Here is a 19,908-nt window from a genome sequence, read left to right on the forward strand (position 1 = left end):
AGCCGGTGTCGTAGTGTTTGAGCAACAGGAGAAAGGCGCACAGTGGACGTTCGCATCGGTATTCAGAACTCCCCCCGTGAACTCGGTTTCGAGACCTCGCAATCATCGGCCGAGGTCGAGCAGGCGGTCGCCGCCGCTCTCGCGGGTCAGTCGGCGCTGCTGAAGCTCACCGACGACAAGGGCACGCTCTACGTGGTTCCGGCGGCGGCACTCGCCTACGTCGAGATCGGTTCAGAAGAGTCGCGTCGCGTCGGGTTCGTCGCCTGACATGGAACTCATCTTCGTCGTCGTGGGCGGTGCCATCCTCGGTCTGGCTGCACAGTTCGTGCTGCCGCTGCGGCACCTCCGCGGCGTCGCAGTGGGCCCCGCGATCGGAGCGGCGGTCGCCGCGGTCGTATGGGTGGCTCTGACCTGGCTGGGCTGGGCGTGGGACGGCGGCTGGATCTGGGTCGTCTCGCTCGTCGCGGCCGGTCTCGTGCCCGCGGCGTTCCTGTACCTCATCTCCCCGCGACGTGAGCGAGCGGATGCCGCGCTCTTCGAGCGTCTCTCCCGCCCGGGCGTCGTGCGCGCCTGACGCGCAGCGCAGTCGAACGGGCTCAGGCCGTCAGGCCGAGCGCGTCCATGCGACGCGTATGCGCAGCGATCAGTTCGGTGAAGACCGGTTCGACATCTGAACCGCGAGCCGCCGAGTCCGTCGCGCGAAGCGCGGAGCGGGCGATCAGCAGGGTGTCGCCGACGAGGCTCCGACCCCAGAGCGCCAAGCGATCGGCCAACCCGGGTTCGGCCTCGATCGCGACGCGAAGCTCTTCGTGCAGCACTGCGCCCGAAACCTCCTCGGCGAGGATCGCGCGCGCTCGCGAAGCGAGGTCTGCCGGAAGACCCTCGGCCAGTCGCGAGAAGTAGTCGTCGAGCATTCCCGACGTGACGTGGATGCCGAGCAGCAGCTCGTACCAGTCGGCCCCTGCGCTCGCCTGGCGGAACCGGTCGGCCGCGGGCGCGAACGGCGCCATCACGTCGTCGGGCTCCACGTCGAGTCGACGGATCTCGGCGATGAGCGCGTGATGCTTGCGCAACGCGATGCCCGCCGCGCGACTGAGTCCCTCTTTCGACGGCAGGGTCGGCGCCGTGGCCACCGATCTCGCGAGACTCTCGAAGAACTCGAGCTGAATGTATGCGGCCTGGCCGAGGAACGGCACGGGCTCGGGCACGAGTTCGGTGAAATCGACTCGTGTGAGATCGGTCGGCGCGACCCGCGGGCGCAGCCGCGGCAGTTCAGGGCGCGGGATGCGCCGCTTCGACCAGAGGACCACGCAGACAGCCTATCCGAGGCACTCAGACAGTCTCGGATCCAGAAGACCACGCAGACAGCCCGCGCTCACAACCCATCCGAGGCACTCAGACAGTCTCAGATCCAGAAGACCACGCAGACAGCCCGCGCTCACAACCCATCCGAGGCACTCAGACAGTCTCGGATAGGGTAGAAGGTGCATGCGGGCGATGGATCCGCTAGCCGTGCGCCTGGGGTTGAGAACAGGGCGCATCTCCGACCGCCACCTCGAGCAACACGAACAGGCAGACTTTTGACCACTTTCACCGACCTCGGCGTCGCGTCCGATATCGTCGACGCCCTCGCCGGGAAGGGCATCATCGATGCCTTCCCCATCCAGGAACAGACCATCCCCCTCGCCCTCGCCGGTCAAGACATCATCGGCCAGGCCAAGACCGGCACGGGCAAGACCTTCGGGTTCGGCCTGCCGATAATCCAGCGCCTCGGCGACAACCCCGAGGGCGGCGTTCAAGCGCTCGTCGTCGTGCCGACCCGCGAGCTGTGCGTGCAGGTCACCGAAGACCTCGAGCTCGCGACATCCAACCGCCCGACGAAGATCGTGTCGATCTACGGCGGCAAGGCGTACGAAGGTCAGATCGAACAGCTCAAAGCCGGCGCGCAGATCGTCGTGGGCACCCCCGGGCGTCTGCTCGACCTCGCCTCGCAGCGCCTGCTCTCGCTCAAGAACGTCAGCGAACTCGTGCTCGACGAGGCCGACAAGATGCTCGACCTCGGCTTCCTCGCGGACATCGAGAAGCTCGTCGCCCAGACACCGCCGACCCGGCACACGATGTTGTTCTCCGCCACGATGCCCGGCCCGATCGTCGCGCTCGCGCGCCGGTTCATGACCCGCCCGATCCACATCCGGGCGACCGATCCCGATGAGGGCCTCACCCAGGCGAACATCAAGCACCTCGTCTACCGCGCGCACTCGCTCGACAAAGACGAAGTGATCGCCCGCATCCTCCAGTCCGAGGGCCGCGGCAAGACGATCATCTTCACACGCACGAAGCGTGCAGCGGCCAAGCTCGTCGAAGAGTTGAACGACCGCGGCTTCAACGCCGCCGCCGTGCACGGCGACCTGAACCAAGACCAGCGAGAGCGTGCGATGGCCGCGTTCAAGGCCGGCAAGAAAGACGTACTCATCGCCACGGATGTCGCGGCTCGAGGCATCGACGTCGACGACGTGACGCACGTCATCAACCACACCATCCCCGACGACGACAAGGCGTACCTGCACCGCGTGGGCCGCACCGGCCGAGCAGGCAAGACCGGCATCGCCGTGACCTTCGTCGACTGGGACGACCTGCACAAGTGGGCGCTCATCAACCGCGCCCTCGAGTTCGGCCAGCCCGAGCCCACCGAGACCTACTCGTCGAGCCCGCACCTCTTCCACGACCTCGACATCCCGGCCGGCACCAAGGGTCGATTGAAGCCCGCCTCCGCGGTTGCCGCACCGACCCGCTCGGCAACGGCCGGTCGCAGCGAGGGTCGCTCCGGTGGTCGATCCGAGGGTCGCTCAGAGCGATCCGATGCCGCGGCAGAGACTGCGCCCCGCAACCGCACCCGCAGTCGCACTCGCGGCGGCAAGCCCGCCGGCGACGCCACCGCGACGACCGAGTCCGCGGCCGCTGCGCCCGAGGCCTCCTCGGCCGACGTTGCCGTCAAGGAGCCCGGCACGGGCACCCACGACGGCAAGGGTCACGAGCACCACGACGGCAACGCGGCTCCGCAGCGTCGCCGCCGTCGTCGCGCGCCTCGCACGGGCGGCACTGCTCCGCAGGCGTAGGCAGCAGCTCTACGATTCAGCGCCCGCTCGGCTTCGTCCGGGGTCACGGGGTCTGACTCGGTTCCAAGACCAACCGAAGAGCGGATGCCACGCGGCATCCGCTCTTCGTGGTCTGCGGGGCGCCCGTCGCCGTCGGTCACAAGCGACCGGGTGGACCCGGGCCGACCGATCTGATCGTCTCGGATCGTGGCGGGTCGTGGTCACGGCGCTACGGCAGCACCGGCGCCGAACCGCGCCCCTCTGCGATGATCTCATCGACGACATCAGCGGCCGTGCGGCACTCGCCGAGCCGGTTTGGCTTGCCGGTGCCGTGGTAGTCGCTGGAGCCCGTCACCCGGAGCCCGAACCGCTTGGCGAGTTCGCGCAGCCGGGGCTTCGCGTCGTCGCGATTCTCGGGGTGGTCGATCTCGAGCCCGAAGAGGCCGGCCTCGACGAGCTGCTCGAGCCGCGCGGGCGGGATCACCCGCTCAGCGCCGCGCGTGCCGGGGTGTGCGAGCACGGGCACGCCGCCGGCGGCGCGGATGAGGCGAACCGCGGTCAGCGGATCGGGCGCGTAGTGCGGCTGGGCGTAGCCCGCGCGCGGATGCAGGATGCCGTCGAACGCCGCGGAGCGGGTGGCGACGTGGCCTCGGGCGACGAGTGCGTCGGCGATGTGCGGACGGCCGATCGTCGTGCCCTCGACTGTCTGCGCGAGCACGTCGTCCCAGGTGAGGGCGTAGTCACGCCCGATGCTGCGAACGATCGCTTCGGCGCGCGTCATGCGCGACTCCCGGATGCGCGCTGTCTCGGCCAGCAGAGCCTCGTCGAACGGATCGATGAGGTAGGCGAGCATGTGCACGCTCGTGTAGCCCTCGCGGGTCGAGAGCTCCATGCCGGGGATGAACGCGACGCCCGTCTCGGACACGGCGGCCGCCGCTTCTGCCCAGCCGCTGGACGAATCGTGGTCGGTCAGTGCGATGCCCCAGAGGCCGGCGCGAGCCGCCTGCCGCATGAGCACGGCGGGGGCTTCGGTGCCGTCGGAGACCGTCGAGTGCGTGTGCAGGTCGGCTTCGCCCGCGACGACGACGGTGGCTTCTGGCATCCTGCCATGCTATCCGTGGCCCGTCGGTGACCGGTCTCACCGGGGACTCCCAGCCGATCGGCAGCGCGTTGCCCGGCGCCGAGCATGCGCGCTCGCCTAGGGTGGATGGAATGCTCCCCCGCATCCTCGGCTGGGCCATCGTGCTCGGCACCGCCGTCGTGGCGCTCATCCTCCTCTGGCCGCAGGGCTTCGGCCTGCAGAACCAGTGGGTGGCGACGCACGTCGTCGCACTTCGCGGCACGGCTGCCGCTGGTGGAGTCGTCGCACTGGTCGTGTTCCTGCTGCTCGCGCTCGCGCGGCCGCTTCGAGTCTTCGCGTTCGCCATGGCTACGGTGTTCGCGCTCTTCGCCGTGGGCAATGTCGCGGTGCTGGTCTCGCGCGGCTTCGGCGGTTCGAGCACCGAGTCCGGCCCAGACACGGTGACGGTGCTCTCGTGGAACACACTCGGCGAGGTGCTCGAAGCGTCGACGATCGCCGATCTCGCGATCGAGCGCGGCGCCGATATCGTCGTGCTGCCCGAGACGACCGACCCGCTCGGCGAAGAGGTGGCGATCGAGATGCGCGAGGGAGGCAGCCCGATGTGGGTGCACACGCTCGCGTACGACGACGTCGCGAAGGCGCGCTCGACGACCATCCTGATCAGCCCCGACCTCGGCAACTACGAGGTCGTCTCGGCGGATGTTCCCGGCCCGCCCGGCAACACGAACACCCTGCCGAGCGTCGTCGCCGACCCGGTGAGCGGCGACGGACCCCGCATCGTCGCCGTTCACGCCGTCGCGCCGATCCGATGGGAACTGCGCAACTGGCGCAGCGACCTCGACTGGCTCGCCGAGCAGTGCGCCGGCGAGAACGTCATCATGGCGGGCGACTTCAACGCCACAGTCGATCACTTCGCCGGTCACGGTATCGACGGCGGCGACATGGGCCGGTGCTCGGATGCCGCGGTCGAGGCCGGCGCAGCGGGCCTCGGCACTTGGCCAACCGACGTGCCGCCGTTCTTCGGCAGCCCTATCGACCACGTGATGGCGACCCCGAACTGGAGTGTCGAGGCGTTCGAGGTGCTCGACGGCTACGACGACGCGGGCAGCGATCACCGGCCGATCGTCTCGACGCTCGTCGCTCGCTGAGATCGTCGCTCGCTGAGCCTGCCGCTCGCTGAGCCTGTCGAAGCGCTGGGCACCCTTCGACAAGCTCAGGGAACAGGGCTCGCGAAGTGCGAGAATGGTCGGCATGGCGAACACCAGCGACACCTCCACGACTGAGACGGCGACTCCCGCCACGACCGCGAACGACGAGACGGTGCGCGATGCGAACCGCTCGACGACGCCCGGCTCAGAGGGCTTCAAGAACTTCATCGGCAGCGGCTGGGCCGAGCGCGACGAGACGCTGCCGCCGGCGCGTGAGCAGGCGGTCTTCGCCGCCGCACGCCGAGCGAAGGTCTCGGTGGCATTCACCGGCCAGCGCCTGATCGTTCCCGCCGGCGACATGAAGCAGCGGGCCAACGACACCGACTACCCGTTCCGGGCGCACTCCGCGTTCGCTCACCTCACGGGCTGGGGCTCCGACTCCGAGCCCGGCGCGGTGCTCGTCTTCGAGCCTACGGCCGACGGGCACGAGACGACCGTGTACTTCCGAGAGCGCGCAGGGCGCGACTCCGAGGAGTTCTACGCGAACCCCGCGATCGGCGAGTTCTGGATCGGCGCGCGTCCCTCGCTTGCGCACGTCGCCGCCGATTTGGCCGTCGCGACGCGTGCGCTCGAGGCGTTCGACCGGGTGATCGACTCCGTCGACACGGCGACCCTCGTGCTGCGTGAGGCCGACGCATCCGTCACCGAGCGGGTCGACCACGCACGCATCCGGTTCGCCGCCGAGCAGGCGCTGTCGACGAACGCGTCCGACGCCCCGTTCTCGCTCGAGGTGGGCGGCGAGCACGAGCCCGACGCCGAGCTCGCTCGGATGCTCTCAGAGCTGCGGCTCGTGAAAGACGAGTTCGAGGTCGCCGAGATGCGCGCCGCGATCGATGCGACGCAGCGCGGCTTCACCGAGGTGCTCGAGGAACTGCCCCGCATCACGGCGGAGGTGCGCGGCGAGCGCGTCATCGAGGGCGTGTTCGCCACCCGCGCTCGACTCGACGGCAATGACGTCGGCTATAGCTCGATCGCCGCTGCCGGCCCGCACGCGACCGTGCTGCACTGGACCCGCAACGACGGCCCGGTGGTGCCCGGCGACCTCGTGCTCCTTGACGCCGGCGTCGAGATGGACAGTTACTACACCGCCGACATCACCCGCACCTTCCCCGTGAACGGCACGTTCTCGGTTGTGCAGCGTCAGGTCTACGAAGCGGTGCGCGAGGCCGCCGATGCAGCGTTCGCGGTCGTGAAGCCGGGTGCGATCTTCCGCGAAGTGCACGCCGCCGCGATGCAGGTCATCGCCCGCAAGACCGCCGAATGGGGGTTCCTGCCGGTATCGGCTGAAGAGTCGCTCGAGCCCGAGAACCAGTTCCACCGCCGGTACATGGTGCACGGCACGAGCCACCACCTCGGTCTCGACGTGCACGATTGCGCGCAGGCACGGCGCGACATGTACATGGACGGCGTGCTCGAGCCCGGCATGGTGTTCACGATCGAGCCGGGTCTCTACTTCCAGCCCGACGACCTCACCGTGCCCGCGGAGTTCCGCGGCATCGGCGTGCGCATCGAAGACGACATCCTCGTCACCGAGGGCGGCGCCGAGAACCTCTCATCGGCCATCCCCCGCACGGCCGACGAGGTCGAGGCCTGGGTGCGCGGCACGCTCGTCTGACCGACCGAACGACTGCACCGCGGGCGTACGCGAAAGTGCCGTCCACGCCTCGGGAGTGCAGTCTTCGCCCGGGACCGGGCGGAGACTGCACGCTCGTTCAGGCCGTCGTGCGAGCGGCGCGACGTGCCTGCCACCACGCCCAGAAGCCGGCCAACTGGCGCTTCGTGAATGCCGCGAGGCGCTTCGCCCAGGCGAACTCGGTACCGAGGATCGCAAGACCCAGGAAGACGACGAGCCAGCCAGGCCCGGGCAGCGGCACGAGCAGGAGCCCGAGCAGGGCGATCGCGCCGCCGAGCACGCCGACGGCGACCCGGTAGGCGCGGCGCAGGCCAGGGCGGCGTTCGATGCGTCGACGGATGCTGCGAAGCATCCGCCTGATCGGTCGGTCGCTCCGCTCGCCCTCGGCGATCTCGCTGTCGAGCTCTGCCTGGGTCACCATGCCGGTCACGATATATCGCGAGTCTGGGAATGTGCCGCCCGGCCGGGAACCACAGTCGCGCGGCGGCTCAGCGCTCCGAAGCGGGCGGTTCCGATGCGGCAGCGTCGGTGTCAGCCTCGGGCGCAGCGGATGCTTCATCGCCGCTCTCCGCCGTCGGTGCCAGCTCCCCGTAGCGCGGTCGGGCGGGCGGCTGCGCGGCACGAGCCGCATCGACTTGGGCCCGCCGCGCGGCATCCGTCGCCTCGCCGTAGCTCATCGGCTGCGACGTGGGTGCCGATGACGTCGGCTGCGGCGACGCCGCCGATCGTTCGGGTGCCGGCGCGTCGACGCCGAGCACGCTGCGGGCACGCTCGACATGGGCCGTCGCGGCGATGATCGCATACCGGCTCGCGAGCACCTGCATGACCGAGGTGAAATCGCGTCGACGCCGATTCAGCGAGTAGGAGACGACGCTGAAGATCATGCCGAACCCGGCGCCGATGAGCACCGCCGAGATGAGGATGCCGATCGAGGCGCCGGTCGGCGCGAAGATGAAGAACAGCAGACCGAGGAACGTGCCGAACCACGCTCCCGACAACGCGCCGGCGCCTGCGGCCCGCCCCCAGGAGAGCTTGCCGGTGATGCGTTCGACGCTCGTCAGGTCGGTGCCGACGATCGCGAGCTCCTTCACGGGGAACTCCGCCTTGGAGAGCGCATCGACGGCAGCCTGCGCCTCGGCGTAGGTCTCGAAGCTCGCGACCGTCTCCCCCTTGGGCAGGGTCGGGAATGCTCGGCCCACACGTCCGCCGAACGGCGATTGATTACTCACCCGGTCATTCTCCCACGGCCACCTGCGCCACAGGCCGGGAAGCGGACCGCACGCGGCATCCGGCACTAAGTTGGTAGACGTGAGCGCTACGAGAGTCTTCGTCGCCCGACTCGCCGGGTGTGCCGTCTTCGACCCCGCCGGCGATCGGGTCGGCAAGGTGCGCGACGTGCTCGTCGTGTACCGCAAGAGCGATCCGCCCCGGGTGGTCGGCCTCATCGTCGAGATCCCGGGCAAGCGCCGCGTGTTCGTCTCGATCGGGCGGGTCACTTCGATCGGCGGCGGCCAGATCATCACCACGGGCCTCATCAATCTGCGCCGATTCGAGCAGCGCGGCGGCGAGGTGCGCGTCATCGCAGAGATGCTCGGTCGCAAGGTCGCTTTCGTCGACGGCTCGGGCGAGGCGACGGTCGAGGATGTCGCGATCGAAGAGCAGGAACCCGGTGAGTGGGAGGTCGACCAGCTCTTCGTGCGTCGACCGAAAGGCGCGTCGCCGTTCTCGAAGGGCCAGTCGGCGTACGTCACCTGGCGCGAGGTACGCGAGGTGAACCCGAGCGGCGAGGCGCAGTCGGCCGAGCATCTCATCGCGAGCTACTCCGAGCTGAAGCCCGCCGATCTCGCGAGCACGCTGCTCGACCTTCCAGCGCAGCGACGCCAGGAGGTCGCTGAGGAGCTCTCCGACGATCGGCTCGCCGACGTGCTCGAAGAGATGCCCGAGTCAGACCAGGTCGTGATCCTCGCCGGTCTCGGCGATGACCGGGCAGCCGACGTGCTCGACCACATGCAGCCCGACGACGCGGCCGACCTCATCGCCCAGCTGCCCGAAGAGCGCGGCGAGCACCTCCTCGAGCTCATGGAGCCCGAAGAGGCCGAAGACGTGCGCTTCCTCCTCTCCTACGGGCCAGACACCGCCGGCGGTCTCATGACGACCGAGCCGATCATCGTCTCGGCCGACGCGACCGTCGCCGAGGGGCTCGCGCTCATCCGCCGCCACGACCTGCCCCCCGCGCTGGGTGCGGCGGTCTGCGTCACCCTGCCGCCCTACGAGCCGCCCACTGGCCGCTTCCTCGGCTTCGTGCACTTCCAGCGGATGCTCCGCTATCCCCCGCACGAACGTCTCGGCACGCTCATCGACCAGGGCCTCGAGCCCGTTCGCGCCGACACCTCCGCCGCCGAGGTGAGCCGCATCCTCGCGAGCTACGACCTCGTCTCGGTGCCAGTCGTCGACGAGAAGCACCGTCTCGTCGGGGTGGTGACGATTGACGACGTGCTCGACTACCTCCTGCCCGATGACTGGCGAAGTCATCCCGAAGATGCCGAGGTGGGCCGCCGCGCAGCAGCGCGGGCCCAGCTGACGACGGGGAGCATCCCCGTCCCACACGGAAGGAGGGCAGGAGATGGCACGCGCTGACGCCGACGACCGGCGATTCGAGACCCCGAAGGGCATTCGCCGTTCCCCGTCCTTCCGTGGTTCGGGTGACAACGACCGGTTCGGTCGCTTCACCGAATGGGTCGCGCGCGGCATGGGCACCCCCGGGTTCCTTCTCGGTCTGTCGGTGTTCGCGATCGGCTGGATGGCGTGGAACACCTTCGCCCCCGAAGAGCTGCGCTTCGACTCGTTCGCGATCGGCTTCACGGCGCTCACGCTCGTGCTCTCGCTGCAGGCGTCCTACGCCGCCCCGCTCATCCTGCTCGCGCAGAACCGTCAAGACGACCGCGACCGCGTGCAGATCGAGCAGGACCGCCAGCGCGCCGAGCGAAACCTCGCCGACACCGAGTACCTCGCCCGCGAGGTCGTCGCGCTCCGCCTGGCCGTGAAAGACCTCGCGTCGAAGGAGTTCATCCGCGCCGAGCTTCGCGCGATCCTCGAAGAGCTCGACCGGCGCGACGAGGAGGACGCGGAGCATGCAGCACGCTGACGCCGGGGCACCCGGAGCGCCCGGAGCGCCCGACGCGGCGACGCTCGAGGCCGCGGTGCGCGCCGCGCTCACGGGCGTGATCGACCCCGAGATCCGCAAGCCTGTCACCGAGCTCGACATGGTCGATCGAGTCGTCGTCGGCGACGACGGTCGCGTCGAGGTCGGCATCAGATTGACGATCGTCGGATGCCCCGCATCCGAGCGCATCGAGCGCGACGTGCGTGAAGCGGCCGAGTCCGTTGCCGGAGCGGGCAACGCCGACGTCGTGCTCTCGGTGATGACGCCCGAGCAGCGCGCCGCCCTCACCGAGCGACTCCGCGGCGGGCGTGCCGCCCGAGGCAATCCCTTCGGCCCCGGCAGCCTCACCCGTGTGATCGCAGTCACGAGCGGCAAGGGCGGCGTCGGCAAGTCCACGATCACCGCGAACCTCGCAGTCGCCCTCGCGGCACGCGGACTCTCGGTCGGCCTCGTCGACGCCGACGTGCACGGCTTCTCGATCCCCGGGCTGCTCGGCCTCGTCGACGCATCCGGACTCGCGGCGCGACCGACGCGCGTCGACGAGATGATCCTGCCACCTGTCGCGCACGGCGTGAAGGTCATCTCGATCGGCATGTTCGTCGAACCCTCCGAAGAGGGCGGGCGCGCGTCATCCGTCGCCGTCGCCTGGCGGGGGCCGATGCTGCACCGAACCCTCTCCCAGTTCCTCACCGACGTGTACTTCGGCGATCTCGACGTGCTGCTCGTCGACCTGCCGCCCGGCACGGGCGACGTTGCGATCTCGCTCGGGCAGTTGTTGCCGAACGCCGAGGTCGTCGTCGTGACCACGCCGCAGCCCGCTGCTGCTGACGTCGCCGAGCGTTCGGGCGTCGTCGCGCGTCAGACCGGCCAGAAGATCGTCGGCGTCGTCGAGAACATGGCCGGCTTCGCGCAGCCCGACGGCGAGGTGTTCGACCTCTTCGGCGCCGGTGGCGGCGCGATCGTCGCCGAACGCCTCTCGGCGGGCCAGCCCGCCCCGGTACCGCTCCTCGCGAGCGTGCCGCTCAGTGTAGCGCTGCGGCGCGGCGGCGACGACGGGCTGCCGATCGTGCTCGCCGAGCCCGACGACCCGGCCGCGCGCGCGATCGAACAGGTCGCCGCGCAGCTCGCGGCCCTCCCCCGCTCACTCGGCGGCCGACGACTCGACGTCACGGTCCGGTGACTGGATGCCGCGCGCCCGCGTGACCCGCCGGCCCGCGATCCTCTTCGCCATCGCGGCCGTCGGCACGGTCACGCTCGGACTCGGGGCGTGCGCCCCGCAGCCGACGCCACCGTCGACCCTGCCCGACGGGCTCTCGGCGAGCATCCAGCAGGGCCGCCTCGACATCGAGGCGAACCAGCTCGTCGTTCGCGTGGCGAACGAGGGCGACGGGCCCGTCACGGTCGAGCACCTCGAGGTCACGTCGCCGACGCTCGCGCCCGGGATGGTGCTCGACGAGCCGTTCGATGTGGCAGCAGGTGGTGCGCTGCAGGTTCGCGTGGATCTCTCGCAGAGCGAGTGCGATTCCCGGGGCGAGACCGCCGCGAAGGCGGTCGCTGCGGTGCAGCTCGACGTCTCGACGGAATCGGGCCTCGCCTCTGGCGAACTCATCGCCGACGATCCGTTCGGCACGATCGCCCGGGTGAACAACAGCAGTTGTCTCGCCGAGTCGGTCGACGCCGTTGCGGCGATCGAGATGCCCGAGCATCTCCGTTCGACCGGCAGCGGCACCGAGCGACGTGGGTTCATCGACGTGGTCGTCGTGCCAGCGGCATCCGTTCAGGCTCACGACGACGACGACGCCGGCGCCGGCGCCGGCGCCGGATCGTTCGTCATCGACCGCGTGTACGGCACGACCCTGCTGAACGCCGAGGGCGGCGTCGACTGGCCCGTCGGCGCCGAGGTGACGACCGGCGGCGAACCCTTCACGATCTCGTTGCCGGTGCGTCCGGCTCGATGCGACGCCCATGCGATCGCCGACGACAAGCGCGGCACGATCCTGCCGTTCGAGATCCGCGCGAGCGATGGACGCGAGGGTCGACTCGATCGTTCGTCGGGCGACACCCTGAAGGCCGAGCTCTACGCCTACTACGGCGAGCGCTGCGGGCTCGAGTGAGGCCGCCTCGCCGCGCGGCGAGACTCTGGGGTGGTTGGCCCGAAATGAGAATCGTCGTCACGTGCCATGCCTCGGCCACCACTCTGCCACCCTTGTGACGCCTGTGGCGCACCCGGTCGAACGCCGGTAAAGTTCGGGCATGAGCACCCCGAATCCGTCCCCAGCAGCGCTGTCCGACGAGTCGCGCGCCCAATTGCTCAATGCGGAGGTGGCGAAGTACGCGCAGCGCGGTTGGACGGTCCAGTCCGTCGCCGCAGGCCAGGCCGTGGTCTCCAAGAACAAGCGCATCGGTTGGTTCTGGAACCTCATCCTCGTGCTGCTCACCGGCGGCCTCTGGCTGATTTACGTGATTTACCGCGCACTCAACCGCAAGGTGCAGACCGTTGTCATCACGGTCGATGCCTACGGCAGGATCCGCACGAGCTGACGGCTCGTCTGCACAGCTGAAAAAGCAGACCAGCTACTGTTCTGCACCCGTTTGAATTTCGGTGTGCGGTGTCAGAGCCGTCTGCGCTACATGCCGCCGGGAATGACGCCCTTGCCGTCGACGCGCGGAATGGCCGCGAGGAGACGCTGGGTGTACGGATGCGACGGCTCGTTCCAGATCTGCGCGGTCGGCCCGGTCTCGACGATCCGCCCAGCCTCCATGACCGCGACGCGATCGGCGATCTCACGCACCACCGAGAGATCATGGCTGATGAAGATCATCGATGCTCCCGCCTCGATCGCGAGGTCGCGCATCATCTTCGCGATGCGCGACTGCAAGAAGGCATCGAGCGAAGCGATCGGCTCATCACCGATGAGCACCTTCGGCCCGGCTGCGAGCGCGCGAGCGATCGCAACCCGCTGCCGCTGCCCGCCGGAGAAGGCATGCGGGTAACGATCGGCCGCGTTGGCGGGAAGATCGACTGCGTCGAGCAGGGCGTCCACCGTCCAACGATGCGCGGAATCGAGCGCGAGCGCATCCTCGATCTGGGCGCCGATCTTGCGGCGGGGATTCAGGGACGCGTATGGGTTCTGGAACACCATCTGGATACCCGTGTCGCTCTTCGGGCGGGTGCGAAGCCCGAGTGGGCGCACATCGTTGCCCTGGAACGTGATCGATCCCTGCGAGGTCTTCTCGAGACCGCAGATGAGCTTCGCGAGCGTGGATTTGCCGCACCCCGACTCTCCCACGAGCCCGAGCACCTCGGATTCACCGAGTTCGAGGGAGACACCATTCACGGCCCGGAAGCGCCCGCCACCGTTGAGTTTGTATTCGCACCCGACGCTGTCGAGTGTCAGCAGAGCATCATTCGAGCTCACTGGAGGACCTCCGTTCCCGGCAGGGACTCGATGAGTGAACGTGTGTATTCGTGCTGCGGCGCGGTGATCACCGATTCCCGGTCGCCCATCTCGACGACCACGCCGTTCTTCATGACGACGATCGTGTCGGCGACGGAGGACAGCACCCCGAAGTCGTGCGTGACGAGCAGCACCGCGAGATTGAGCTCGTCGCAGAGGTCGCGCAGCAGGCGCAGAATGCCCGCTTGCACCGTGACGTCGAGCGCCGTCGTCGGCTCGTCGGCGATGAGCACACGCGGATCGCAGATCACCGCCGAGGCGAATGCGATGCGCTGCAGCTGTCCACCGGAGAACTGATGCGGATACTTCTTCACCGCCTCCTCGGGGTTCGGAACCTTCGTCCGGTCGAGCATCTCGATCGCGCGCGCCATCGCCGCCTTCTTGCCGATCTTTCGGTGGTGGCGCAGATGATCGGTGAGCTGCTGGCCGACCGAGAGCATCGGGTGAAACGCCGAGGCCGGATCTTGAAACACCATCGCGAGCTGCACGCCCCGAAGCGCGTTGTGCTTCTTTGACGGCATGCCGACGAGCTCCGTGCCGTCGAAGTCGATGCTGCCCGAGAGCTCTGCTCCATCTGGCGAGAGGCCCATGATAGCCATGCCTGTCTGGGTCTTCCCCGATCCGGAAGCGCCCGCGACGCCGGTGATGGTGCCGGCCTCGAGGGGGAACGATACGTCCCGCAGAATGTGGTTCGAACCGACGGTGAGGTTGAGTTCGCGTACCGCGACGACACTCATACGTTGGCCCCCTCGATCTGTTTCGCCGTGCGTGGATCAAGCGCATCACGCAGGCTGTCGCCGATGAAATTGAACGCCATGACGACGGAGAGCACGCAGATGCCCGGGAACAGTGCGATCCACCAGGCGTTGAACTGGGACACGCCCTCACTGATCATCGCGCCCCAGTCGGGATCGGGCGGCACGACTCCGAGCGCCAGGAACGACAGCCCCGCCATCGACAGGATCGCGTCGCCGACGCCGAGGGTGGCGAGCACGACGACGGGCGAGGCGACGTTCGGCAAGATGTCGCGGATGAGCGATCGCCAGGGGCTGAAGCCCAGCAGACGCCCCGCGACCACGTACTCGCTGTTGCGTGCGGTGATGACGAGTGCGCGCGTGGTACGCGCGTAGCCCGGCCACGACACGATGAGGATCGCGATGATGGCGTTCTTGAGCCCGGGGCCGAGTGCCGCCGCGATCACCATCGCGAAAATGATGGTCGGGAACGCGAAGAAGAGGTCGGCGATGCGCATGATGACCTCGTCGACGACCTTGCCGAAGTAGCCCGCGATCGCACCGAGCACGGAGCCCACGATCGCGGAGCATGCGACCACGAAGAGTGCTGCGGGAAGCGTTGTGCGGGCAGCCATGATGACGCGCGAGAGCACGTCGCGCCCGAGGCTGTCGCTTCCGAGCACCGTGTCGACGCCGGGAGCGGTGAGTCGGGGGAAGATCTGCGCGAGGGGATCCTGCGGAGCGATGAGCGGTGCGAAGATCACGACCAGCAGCCAGAAGGCGAGGACGATCACCCCCGCGATGCCGAGCGGAGTGCGCAACGACTTCGGGAAACGGAGCCCCCAACGCCAACGCTTGACGCCGAGCGAGATGGCCACGGTGGCACTTGGAGTTGTCATTTGACTCTCACTCTCGGGTCGATCAGACCATAGATCACATCGACGAGGAGGTTCATGCCGATATAGATGATGCCGATGACCAGGCCGACCCCCATGATCACGGGAAGGTCGAGAGCCGTTGCGCCGCGGAAGGCGAACTGGCCGAGGCCACCCCAGGCGAACACCGTCTCGGTGAGTACGGCTCCCGACAAGAGGGAGCCGAAGGCAAGCCCGACGACCGTGATGATCGGAACCATGGCGCCACGGAAGATGTACGTGGAGATGATCCTGTGCGCAGGGAGCCCCTTCGCGCGGCCTGCGGTGACGTAGTCCAGATTCATGACGTCGAGCACGCTCGAGCGACTGAAGCGCGCGAGCAATCCGACGGTGAACAGTGCCAGCACGCACGAGGGCAGCAGCAGGTGGGACAGTGCGTTGCCGAACACGGCGGTATCGCCCGCGACCAGCGCGTCGACCGTATACAGGCCCGTGACAGTCGGTGGCGGGGTCATCCACGGGTCGAGCCGGCCGGCACCGCTCACCACGCCGAGCCTGAACGACAGGAAGTAGTAGCTGATCGTCGCCACCCAGAAGGTCGGCGCTGAGATGCCGATCAGGCTGACCCCGCGGATGATGTGGTCGATCACCGTGTTGTACTTCAGCGCGGCGAGCAGACCGAGCAGCAGACCGAAGACGACCGCGATGAGGATCGCGCCGAGGCCGAGCTCCAACGAAGCGGGAAGGACCTTGCCGATCGACTCGAGCACCGGCACGCGGGTCTGGTTCGAGACGCCGAGGTTTCCGTGCAGCAGATTGGTGAGATAGGTCCAGTACTGCACGATGAGCGGCTGATCAAGGCCGAGCTCTCTCCGAGTCTGCTCCACGATCGCGGGGTCGGCAGACGCGCGGTCACCGAGGATCGCCTGCACCGGATCGGCGGGCACGAGATTGGTGAGCAGGAATGTCACGACAGTGACACCCCAGATCAGCAGCACGCTGATGCCCAGGCGTATGAGGATGTATCTCAGCAGCGGATGAAGCTTGGGCGGCTTGATCCGCTGCTGCACACCAGTATCGATCGCAGTCACGCGATATCGGCTCCTTATGCAGCGCGCGCGATTCGAACACGGATTCGGTGTTGGATTCGCGCCGAGTGATGGAAATGCCAACAGAGAGGCACGGCGCCGAAACGACAGTGCGAGGTATCGCTGACGGTGGGGTGACCGGGCGCGGGGTTCGCTCCATTGCGGCTTCCTTCTCTTTCAACGTTCGAAAGAGAGGCGTTCTTCACCCTATCCATCAGCGGGTCTCAGTTCAACGAAACTCGCAAAAGGGTTCGGGGTTATTGGAATCATATCCTCTCACCTTTGCGCGAAGCATGCGCGTAATACAGGGAGACTACCGGAAGTCTCGAGGCGTATACGATACGCAAAGCAAGGTGCGGGCAGGGGTGCGACGAGCCGGATCACCCGGATCCCGCGGCTCCCGTCAGCGAGATTCACCCCCGGAAAACCGCTCGGCGCGACGGGTGCGCCAAGGGGCCGGGGAACCCCCGAGCATTCCCCGCCCCGGCGCGCCTACAGGGCTCCCCGAACGGGGCGGGCCTCCGTTGCGACCACCGCTACTTCGCGAGTGCGAACTCGAAGCTCACATCGGCATTCGACACGAAGTCGGTGATGTTCTTGCTCACCACGACGGTCGCAACGGGCTGAACCAGCGGGATGAACGGGCCGACCCGTGTGGCCTCGCGGTACAGTTCCTCGTAGGCGGGTCCACGGTCAGCCCCCGAGGTCTTCGCGGCCGCTTCAATGAGCGGAGTCAGCGTCGGCGAGGCTTCGGGCAGCCAGCCCGCGCGCTGAGCCACACCCTCACCCGCGGGGGTGAATACCAGGTAATTGGTGGGATCCGGGAAGTCCGCTCCCCAGTTTCCGATGCCCATCGGCTGCGTGCCTGAACGGTAGCCGTCGAGTTGCGTCGCACCCGGTGCCGGCATGAGCTCGAGCACGATACCCGCATCCTTCAGCTGCGCCTGCAGCGATTCGGCAAGGAGCGCGACATTCACGCCGTTGATGCTCTGGTCACTGGCGTAGTGGAACGGAATCGGCTCGCCGGTGTAGTCGGTCTTCGCGAGCGCCGCCTTCGCCTTCTCGAGGTCACGCGCCGGCGCTTCGTCGGCGGGCACCTTGCCGAGGAACTCGTTCGGCACGATGCTCGCGAGCCGCTGCGACCCCTCACCCGCCAATTCGAGCACCTTGTCGTAATCGATCGAGTACCGAATCGCGTCGCGGAAGTCCTCGTTCGAGGTGAACTCGTTCACCTCGGGGTTATCGTTCGAGAAGAGATAGATGCTCTTCGTCGACGGCTGCGACGACACTTGAGCATCGCTGTCGGCGATGCTCGAGAGCTGATCCCGGCTCAGATCGAAGACCACGTTCGCCTGCCCCGACTGCACATCCGACAGCTGCGTGTCCTTGGCGACGTTCTTGAGCACAACGCGCTTGAACGCGGGTACGGGTCCGGTGTAGTGCTCGTTGTAGGTGAGCACGACCTGGCTGTTCGCGTCGTAGCTCTCCACCTTGTACGGCCCCGACCCCTGCGAATCGGTGTTCAAGAACTGCTCGGCCTCGTCGGATTCGTCGATGGTGCCGCCATTCTCCTTGACCACCTTCGAGTTCAAAATGCCCATGTTCGAGTTCGGCAGAATGAACGGGATCGCCGGGTTCGGAGTCTCGCTCGTCAGCGTCACAGTGTTGTCGTCGGCCTTCGCCACGGTCACACCGTCAAGGTAGAACGCGGGGTTTCCCTGCACCCCTTGGAGGCGCTGGTAGGAGAACACGATGTCGTCCACCGTCACCGGGTCACCATTGGAGAACTTCGAATCCATATCGTCGCAGTGCAGCGTGGTCACCGTGCTGTCGTCTGAGATCTCGTACGAGCACAGTCCGTCGCTCGGGTTCGTCAGATCACCATCGGGAAACACCAGCGCCGTCTCGTACAGCTCGTTGTCGAGAATGGAGCCGGTGAACTCGAACTGACGCGCAGGATCAATCGTCATCAAGTCGAAGGTCGTTTCACCGACGATGGTGCCGCTCGCATCATTGCCGCCGGAGTTGCCTCCCTCGCCGCTGCACGCGACCATTGAGGCCGCGAGCCCCGCGGTCACGGCGACCGAGACCAATACTTTCGGAATTCGCTTCATCGGGTGTTCTCTTTCTCTGCTGCCGTGACGTCGGATCGAACGTCACCGCGTGGTCCGACATTTCCCTGGACTTGACGCTTTCCGAAGACGTAACTCTTCGGTCATCACCACGAAATCTGATTCGTATCACGGAACGGCTCGCTGCCTGTCTCCACCGTGAATTTTCAGCAATCTAGCACGTGGCAATTCGGGGTTGCGGCACGGAACTTGTACGAGTCACAGGATCGTTGACCCTCGGAGCAAGACATTCTGGTGCTCGCTTCCGCTCTTGCGCACCTTCATTCCCACCATGCGTCGCGTAACACCGACCCGCTGCATCGGCGGCGTCACGAAATCGGCATACACTGCATCGAAGCTGTCGACCCCAGTTCATGAAGAATCAATAGTCTTTACGTGACGTAACTTGTCACTCTTGCGCGCGACAGCCGCGTGACAGTGCTTCGGCGCCGACCACGGGAGGAAACGATGGAAGCTACGGACGACGAAGACACGGTGAGTGCCGAACCCACCGAAACCTACGATCTGCCGCTCGATCCCGTGCACGGCGGTGTGCTCGCCGAGCAGTCGGACGGGGTGCCGATGATCTCGTACGCGCTCATCAAGAGCGACGGAACGCCCCTGCGCCTCTACGATGCCGAACGGATCTACTACTCGGCCTCGACCGTCAAGGTCGGTGTGCTCATCGCCGAGCTGCTCGAGATCCAGCACGGCCGGTGGAGCCTCGATGACGAGAAGACCGTCACACGAGAGTTCGCGAGCCTCATTCCCGGGGCGGACCACTTTACCATGGTCGACGGCTACTACGACGCCGGCCTCGGTGAGCCCGGGGACACCGTCTCGCGCGCCCGGGTGCTCAACCGGATGACCACCGTCAGCGCGAACTGCGCGACGAATATCTGCTTCGAAGAGCTCGGCCCCGAACGGATCGCTGCGGTGTTCCAGGCCGCGGGTGCTCCAGAGTGCGGGCTCGGCCGCCCATATGCCGATGAGGCCGCCGAGGCCGCCGGGTATACGAACACGGTGTCGGCGATCGGGCTGACCCGTCTCATGGCCGCCCTCGTGCGTGGAGATCTCCTCGATGAGGAATGGACGGCGTACGCGATGCAGCTGCTGCACGATCGTGAGGGGCCGGTCATCAGCGCTGTCGCACTGTCGCAGGCCGACCGCCGTGGCGAGACGATCTACACGGGCGGCAAGGGCGGCAGCGTTGACGGCATCAAGCACGACTTCGCGTTCATCGAACGCGAAGGCGAGACGCTGTGTTTGGCCGTGTGCACCCGGGGCTATACCGTACCGCAGGGTGCCACGGTGATCACCGCGATCACGAATGCCCTGCTCGAGGAGGCGCACGGCTGAGTTCGACCGCGGCTTGCGAGGCCCGCGCGCATTCACCACACAGGAGACCCCCGAACCGAAGCGAATTCCTTCGGACCGGGGGTCTCATGCGTACGCGAGGTTC

At 67.5% G+C, this 19,908-nt stretch carries 20 protein-coding genes; 11 read left to right on the forward strand and 9 right to left on the reverse strand.

Features of this window, described 5'->3' with window-relative positions:
- The first annotated feature begins 42 nt into the window (after positions 1-42).
- Together AC1C2U_RS05010 and AC1C2U_RS05015 are read left to right on the forward strand one after the other, a co-directional pair.
- Positions 43-267 (forward strand): DUF3107 domain-containing protein, encoded by a 225-nt coding sequence (locus AC1C2U_RS05010; protein WP_495353491.1) that lies wholly within the window; start codon positions 43-45, stop codon positions 265-267.
- A gap of 1 nt (position 268) precedes the next feature.
- Positions 269-574, forward strand: a complete 306-nt coding sequence (locus AC1C2U_RS05015) for a hypothetical protein (protein ID WP_495360598.1) — start codon at positions 269-271, stop codon at positions 572-574.
- Between the two features lie 22 nt (positions 575-596).
- On the opposite strand, the gene AC1C2U_RS05020 is transcribed toward AC1C2U_RS05015, so the two are convergent.
- Positions 597-1,310, reverse strand: a complete 714-nt coding sequence (locus AC1C2U_RS05020; protein ID WP_495360599.1) for a ferritin-like fold-containing protein — start codon at positions 1,308-1,310, stop codon at positions 597-599.
- Positions 1,311-1,580: 270 nt separating this feature from the next.
- On the opposite strand from AC1C2U_RS05020, the gene AC1C2U_RS05025 reads away from it, so the two are divergent.
- Complete coding sequence (locus tag AC1C2U_RS05025) at positions 1,581-3,116, forward strand: DEAD/DEAH box helicase (protein ID WP_495360600.1); 1,536 nt, start codon at positions 1,581-1,583, stop codon at positions 3,114-3,116.
- A 208-nt stretch (positions 3,117-3,324) separates the two neighbouring features.
- On the opposite strand, the gene AC1C2U_RS05030 is transcribed toward AC1C2U_RS05025, so the two are convergent.
- Positions 3,325-4,197 (reverse strand): PHP domain-containing protein, encoded by an 873-nt coding sequence (locus tag AC1C2U_RS05030; RefSeq protein WP_495360601.1) that lies wholly within the window; start codon positions 4,195-4,197, stop codon positions 3,325-3,327.
- A 110-nt stretch (positions 4,198-4,307) separates the two neighbouring features.
- Between AC1C2U_RS05030 and AC1C2U_RS05035 the strand changes: the two genes are divergently transcribed.
- Together AC1C2U_RS05035 and AC1C2U_RS05040 are read left to right on the forward strand one after the other, a co-directional pair.
- Positions 4,308-5,324, forward strand: coding sequence for an endonuclease/exonuclease/phosphatase family protein (locus AC1C2U_RS05035; protein WP_495360602.1), 1,017 nt, complete (start codon positions 4,308-4,310; stop codon positions 5,322-5,324).
- A gap of 103 nt (positions 5,325-5,427) precedes the next feature.
- The gene (locus AC1C2U_RS05040) at positions 5,428-6,999 is read left to right on the forward strand and encodes an aminopeptidase P family protein (protein ID WP_495360603.1); all 1,572 of its coding nucleotides are present in this window, start codon (positions 5,428-5,430) and stop codon (positions 6,997-6,999) included.
- A 97-nt stretch (positions 7,000-7,096) separates the two neighbouring features.
- Here the strand turns inward: AC1C2U_RS05040 and AC1C2U_RS05045 are convergent, their stop codons facing one another.
- Both AC1C2U_RS05045 and AC1C2U_RS05050 read right to left on the reverse strand, forming a co-directional pair.
- A complete protein-coding gene (locus AC1C2U_RS05045) occupies positions 7,097-7,438 on the reverse strand; it encodes a TIGR02611 family protein (protein WP_495360604.1) in 342 nt (113 codons plus the stop codon).
- A 67-nt stretch (positions 7,439-7,505) separates the two neighbouring features.
- A complete protein-coding gene (locus AC1C2U_RS05050; protein ID WP_495360605.1) occupies positions 7,506-8,246 on the reverse strand; it encodes a YflT domain-containing protein in 741 nt (246 codons plus the stop codon).
- 79 nt (positions 8,247-8,325) lie between these two features.
- Between AC1C2U_RS05050 and AC1C2U_RS05055 the strand changes: the two genes are divergently transcribed.
- The 5 genes from AC1C2U_RS05055 (at position 8,326) to AC1C2U_RS05075 (ending at position 12,721) form a co-directional block, all read left to right on the forward strand.
- Positions 8,326-9,654 carry a magnesium transporter MgtE N-terminal domain-containing protein gene (locus AC1C2U_RS05055; protein WP_495360606.1) on the forward strand — a complete coding sequence of 443 codons (1,329 nt, stop codon included), beginning with the start codon at positions 8,326-8,328 and terminating at the stop codon, positions 9,652-9,654.
- Positions 9,641-10,162, forward strand: coding sequence for a DUF1003 domain-containing protein (locus AC1C2U_RS05060; protein ID WP_495360607.1), 522 nt, complete (start codon positions 9,641-9,643; stop codon positions 10,160-10,162). Before AC1C2U_RS05055 ends, AC1C2U_RS05060 begins: the two co-directional genes overlap by 14 nt.
- On the forward strand, positions 10,149-11,360 hold the full coding sequence (locus AC1C2U_RS05065; protein WP_495360608.1) for an Mrp/NBP35 family ATP-binding protein: 1,212 nt from the start codon (positions 10,149-10,151) through the stop codon (positions 11,358-11,360). Before AC1C2U_RS05060 ends, AC1C2U_RS05065 begins: the two co-directional genes overlap by 14 nt.
- Before the next feature lie 4 nt (positions 11,361-11,364).
- Positions 11,365-12,294, forward strand: a complete 930-nt coding sequence (locus AC1C2U_RS05070; RefSeq protein WP_495360609.1) for a hypothetical protein — start codon at positions 11,365-11,367, stop codon at positions 12,292-12,294.
- A 139-nt stretch (positions 12,295-12,433) separates the two neighbouring features.
- On the forward strand, positions 12,434-12,721 hold the full coding sequence (locus tag AC1C2U_RS05075) for a hypothetical protein (RefSeq protein WP_495360610.1): 288 nt from the start codon (positions 12,434-12,436) through the stop codon (positions 12,719-12,721).
- 86 nt (positions 12,722-12,807) lie between these two features.
- Here AC1C2U_RS05075 and AC1C2U_RS05080 read toward each other — a convergent pair whose 3' ends face one another.
- The 5 genes from AC1C2U_RS05080 to AC1C2U_RS05100 form a co-directional block, all read right to left on the reverse strand.
- Positions 12,808-13,599, reverse strand: coding sequence for an ABC transporter ATP-binding protein (locus tag AC1C2U_RS05080; RefSeq protein WP_495360611.1), 792 nt, complete (start codon positions 13,597-13,599; stop codon positions 12,808-12,810).
- A complete protein-coding gene (locus AC1C2U_RS05085) occupies positions 13,596-14,375 on the reverse strand; it encodes an ABC transporter ATP-binding protein (RefSeq protein WP_495360612.1) in 780 nt (259 codons plus the stop codon). Before AC1C2U_RS05085 ends, AC1C2U_RS05080 begins: the two co-directional genes overlap by 4 nt.
- The gene (locus AC1C2U_RS05090; RefSeq protein WP_495360613.1) at positions 14,372-15,271 is read right to left on the reverse strand and encodes an ABC transporter permease; all 900 of its coding nucleotides are present in this window, start codon (positions 15,269-15,271) and stop codon (positions 14,372-14,374) included. Before AC1C2U_RS05090 ends, AC1C2U_RS05085 begins: the two co-directional genes overlap by 4 nt.
- Positions 15,268-16,338, reverse strand: coding sequence for an ABC transporter permease (locus tag AC1C2U_RS05095; RefSeq protein WP_495360614.1), 1,071 nt, complete (start codon positions 16,336-16,338; stop codon positions 15,268-15,270). The genes AC1C2U_RS05090 and AC1C2U_RS05095 overlap by 4 nt, the downstream gene beginning before the upstream one ends.
- Positions 16,339-16,871: 533 nt before the next feature.
- Positions 16,872-18,449 carry an ABC transporter substrate-binding protein gene (locus tag AC1C2U_RS05100; RefSeq protein WP_495360615.1) on the reverse strand — a complete coding sequence of 526 codons (1,578 nt, stop codon included), beginning with the start codon at positions 18,447-18,449 and terminating at the stop codon, positions 16,872-16,874.
- A 465-nt stretch (positions 18,450-18,914) separates the two neighbouring features.
- On the opposite strand from AC1C2U_RS05100, the gene AC1C2U_RS05105 reads away from it, so the two are divergent.
- Positions 18,915-19,805: a serine hydrolase gene (locus tag AC1C2U_RS05105; RefSeq protein WP_495360616.1), complete on the forward strand. Its 891-nt coding sequence runs from the start codon at positions 18,915-18,917 to the stop codon at positions 19,803-19,805.
- The last annotated feature ends 103 nt before the right edge of the window (positions 19,806-19,908 follow it).

This window comes from Agromyces sp. Y575 (assembly GCF_059445445.1).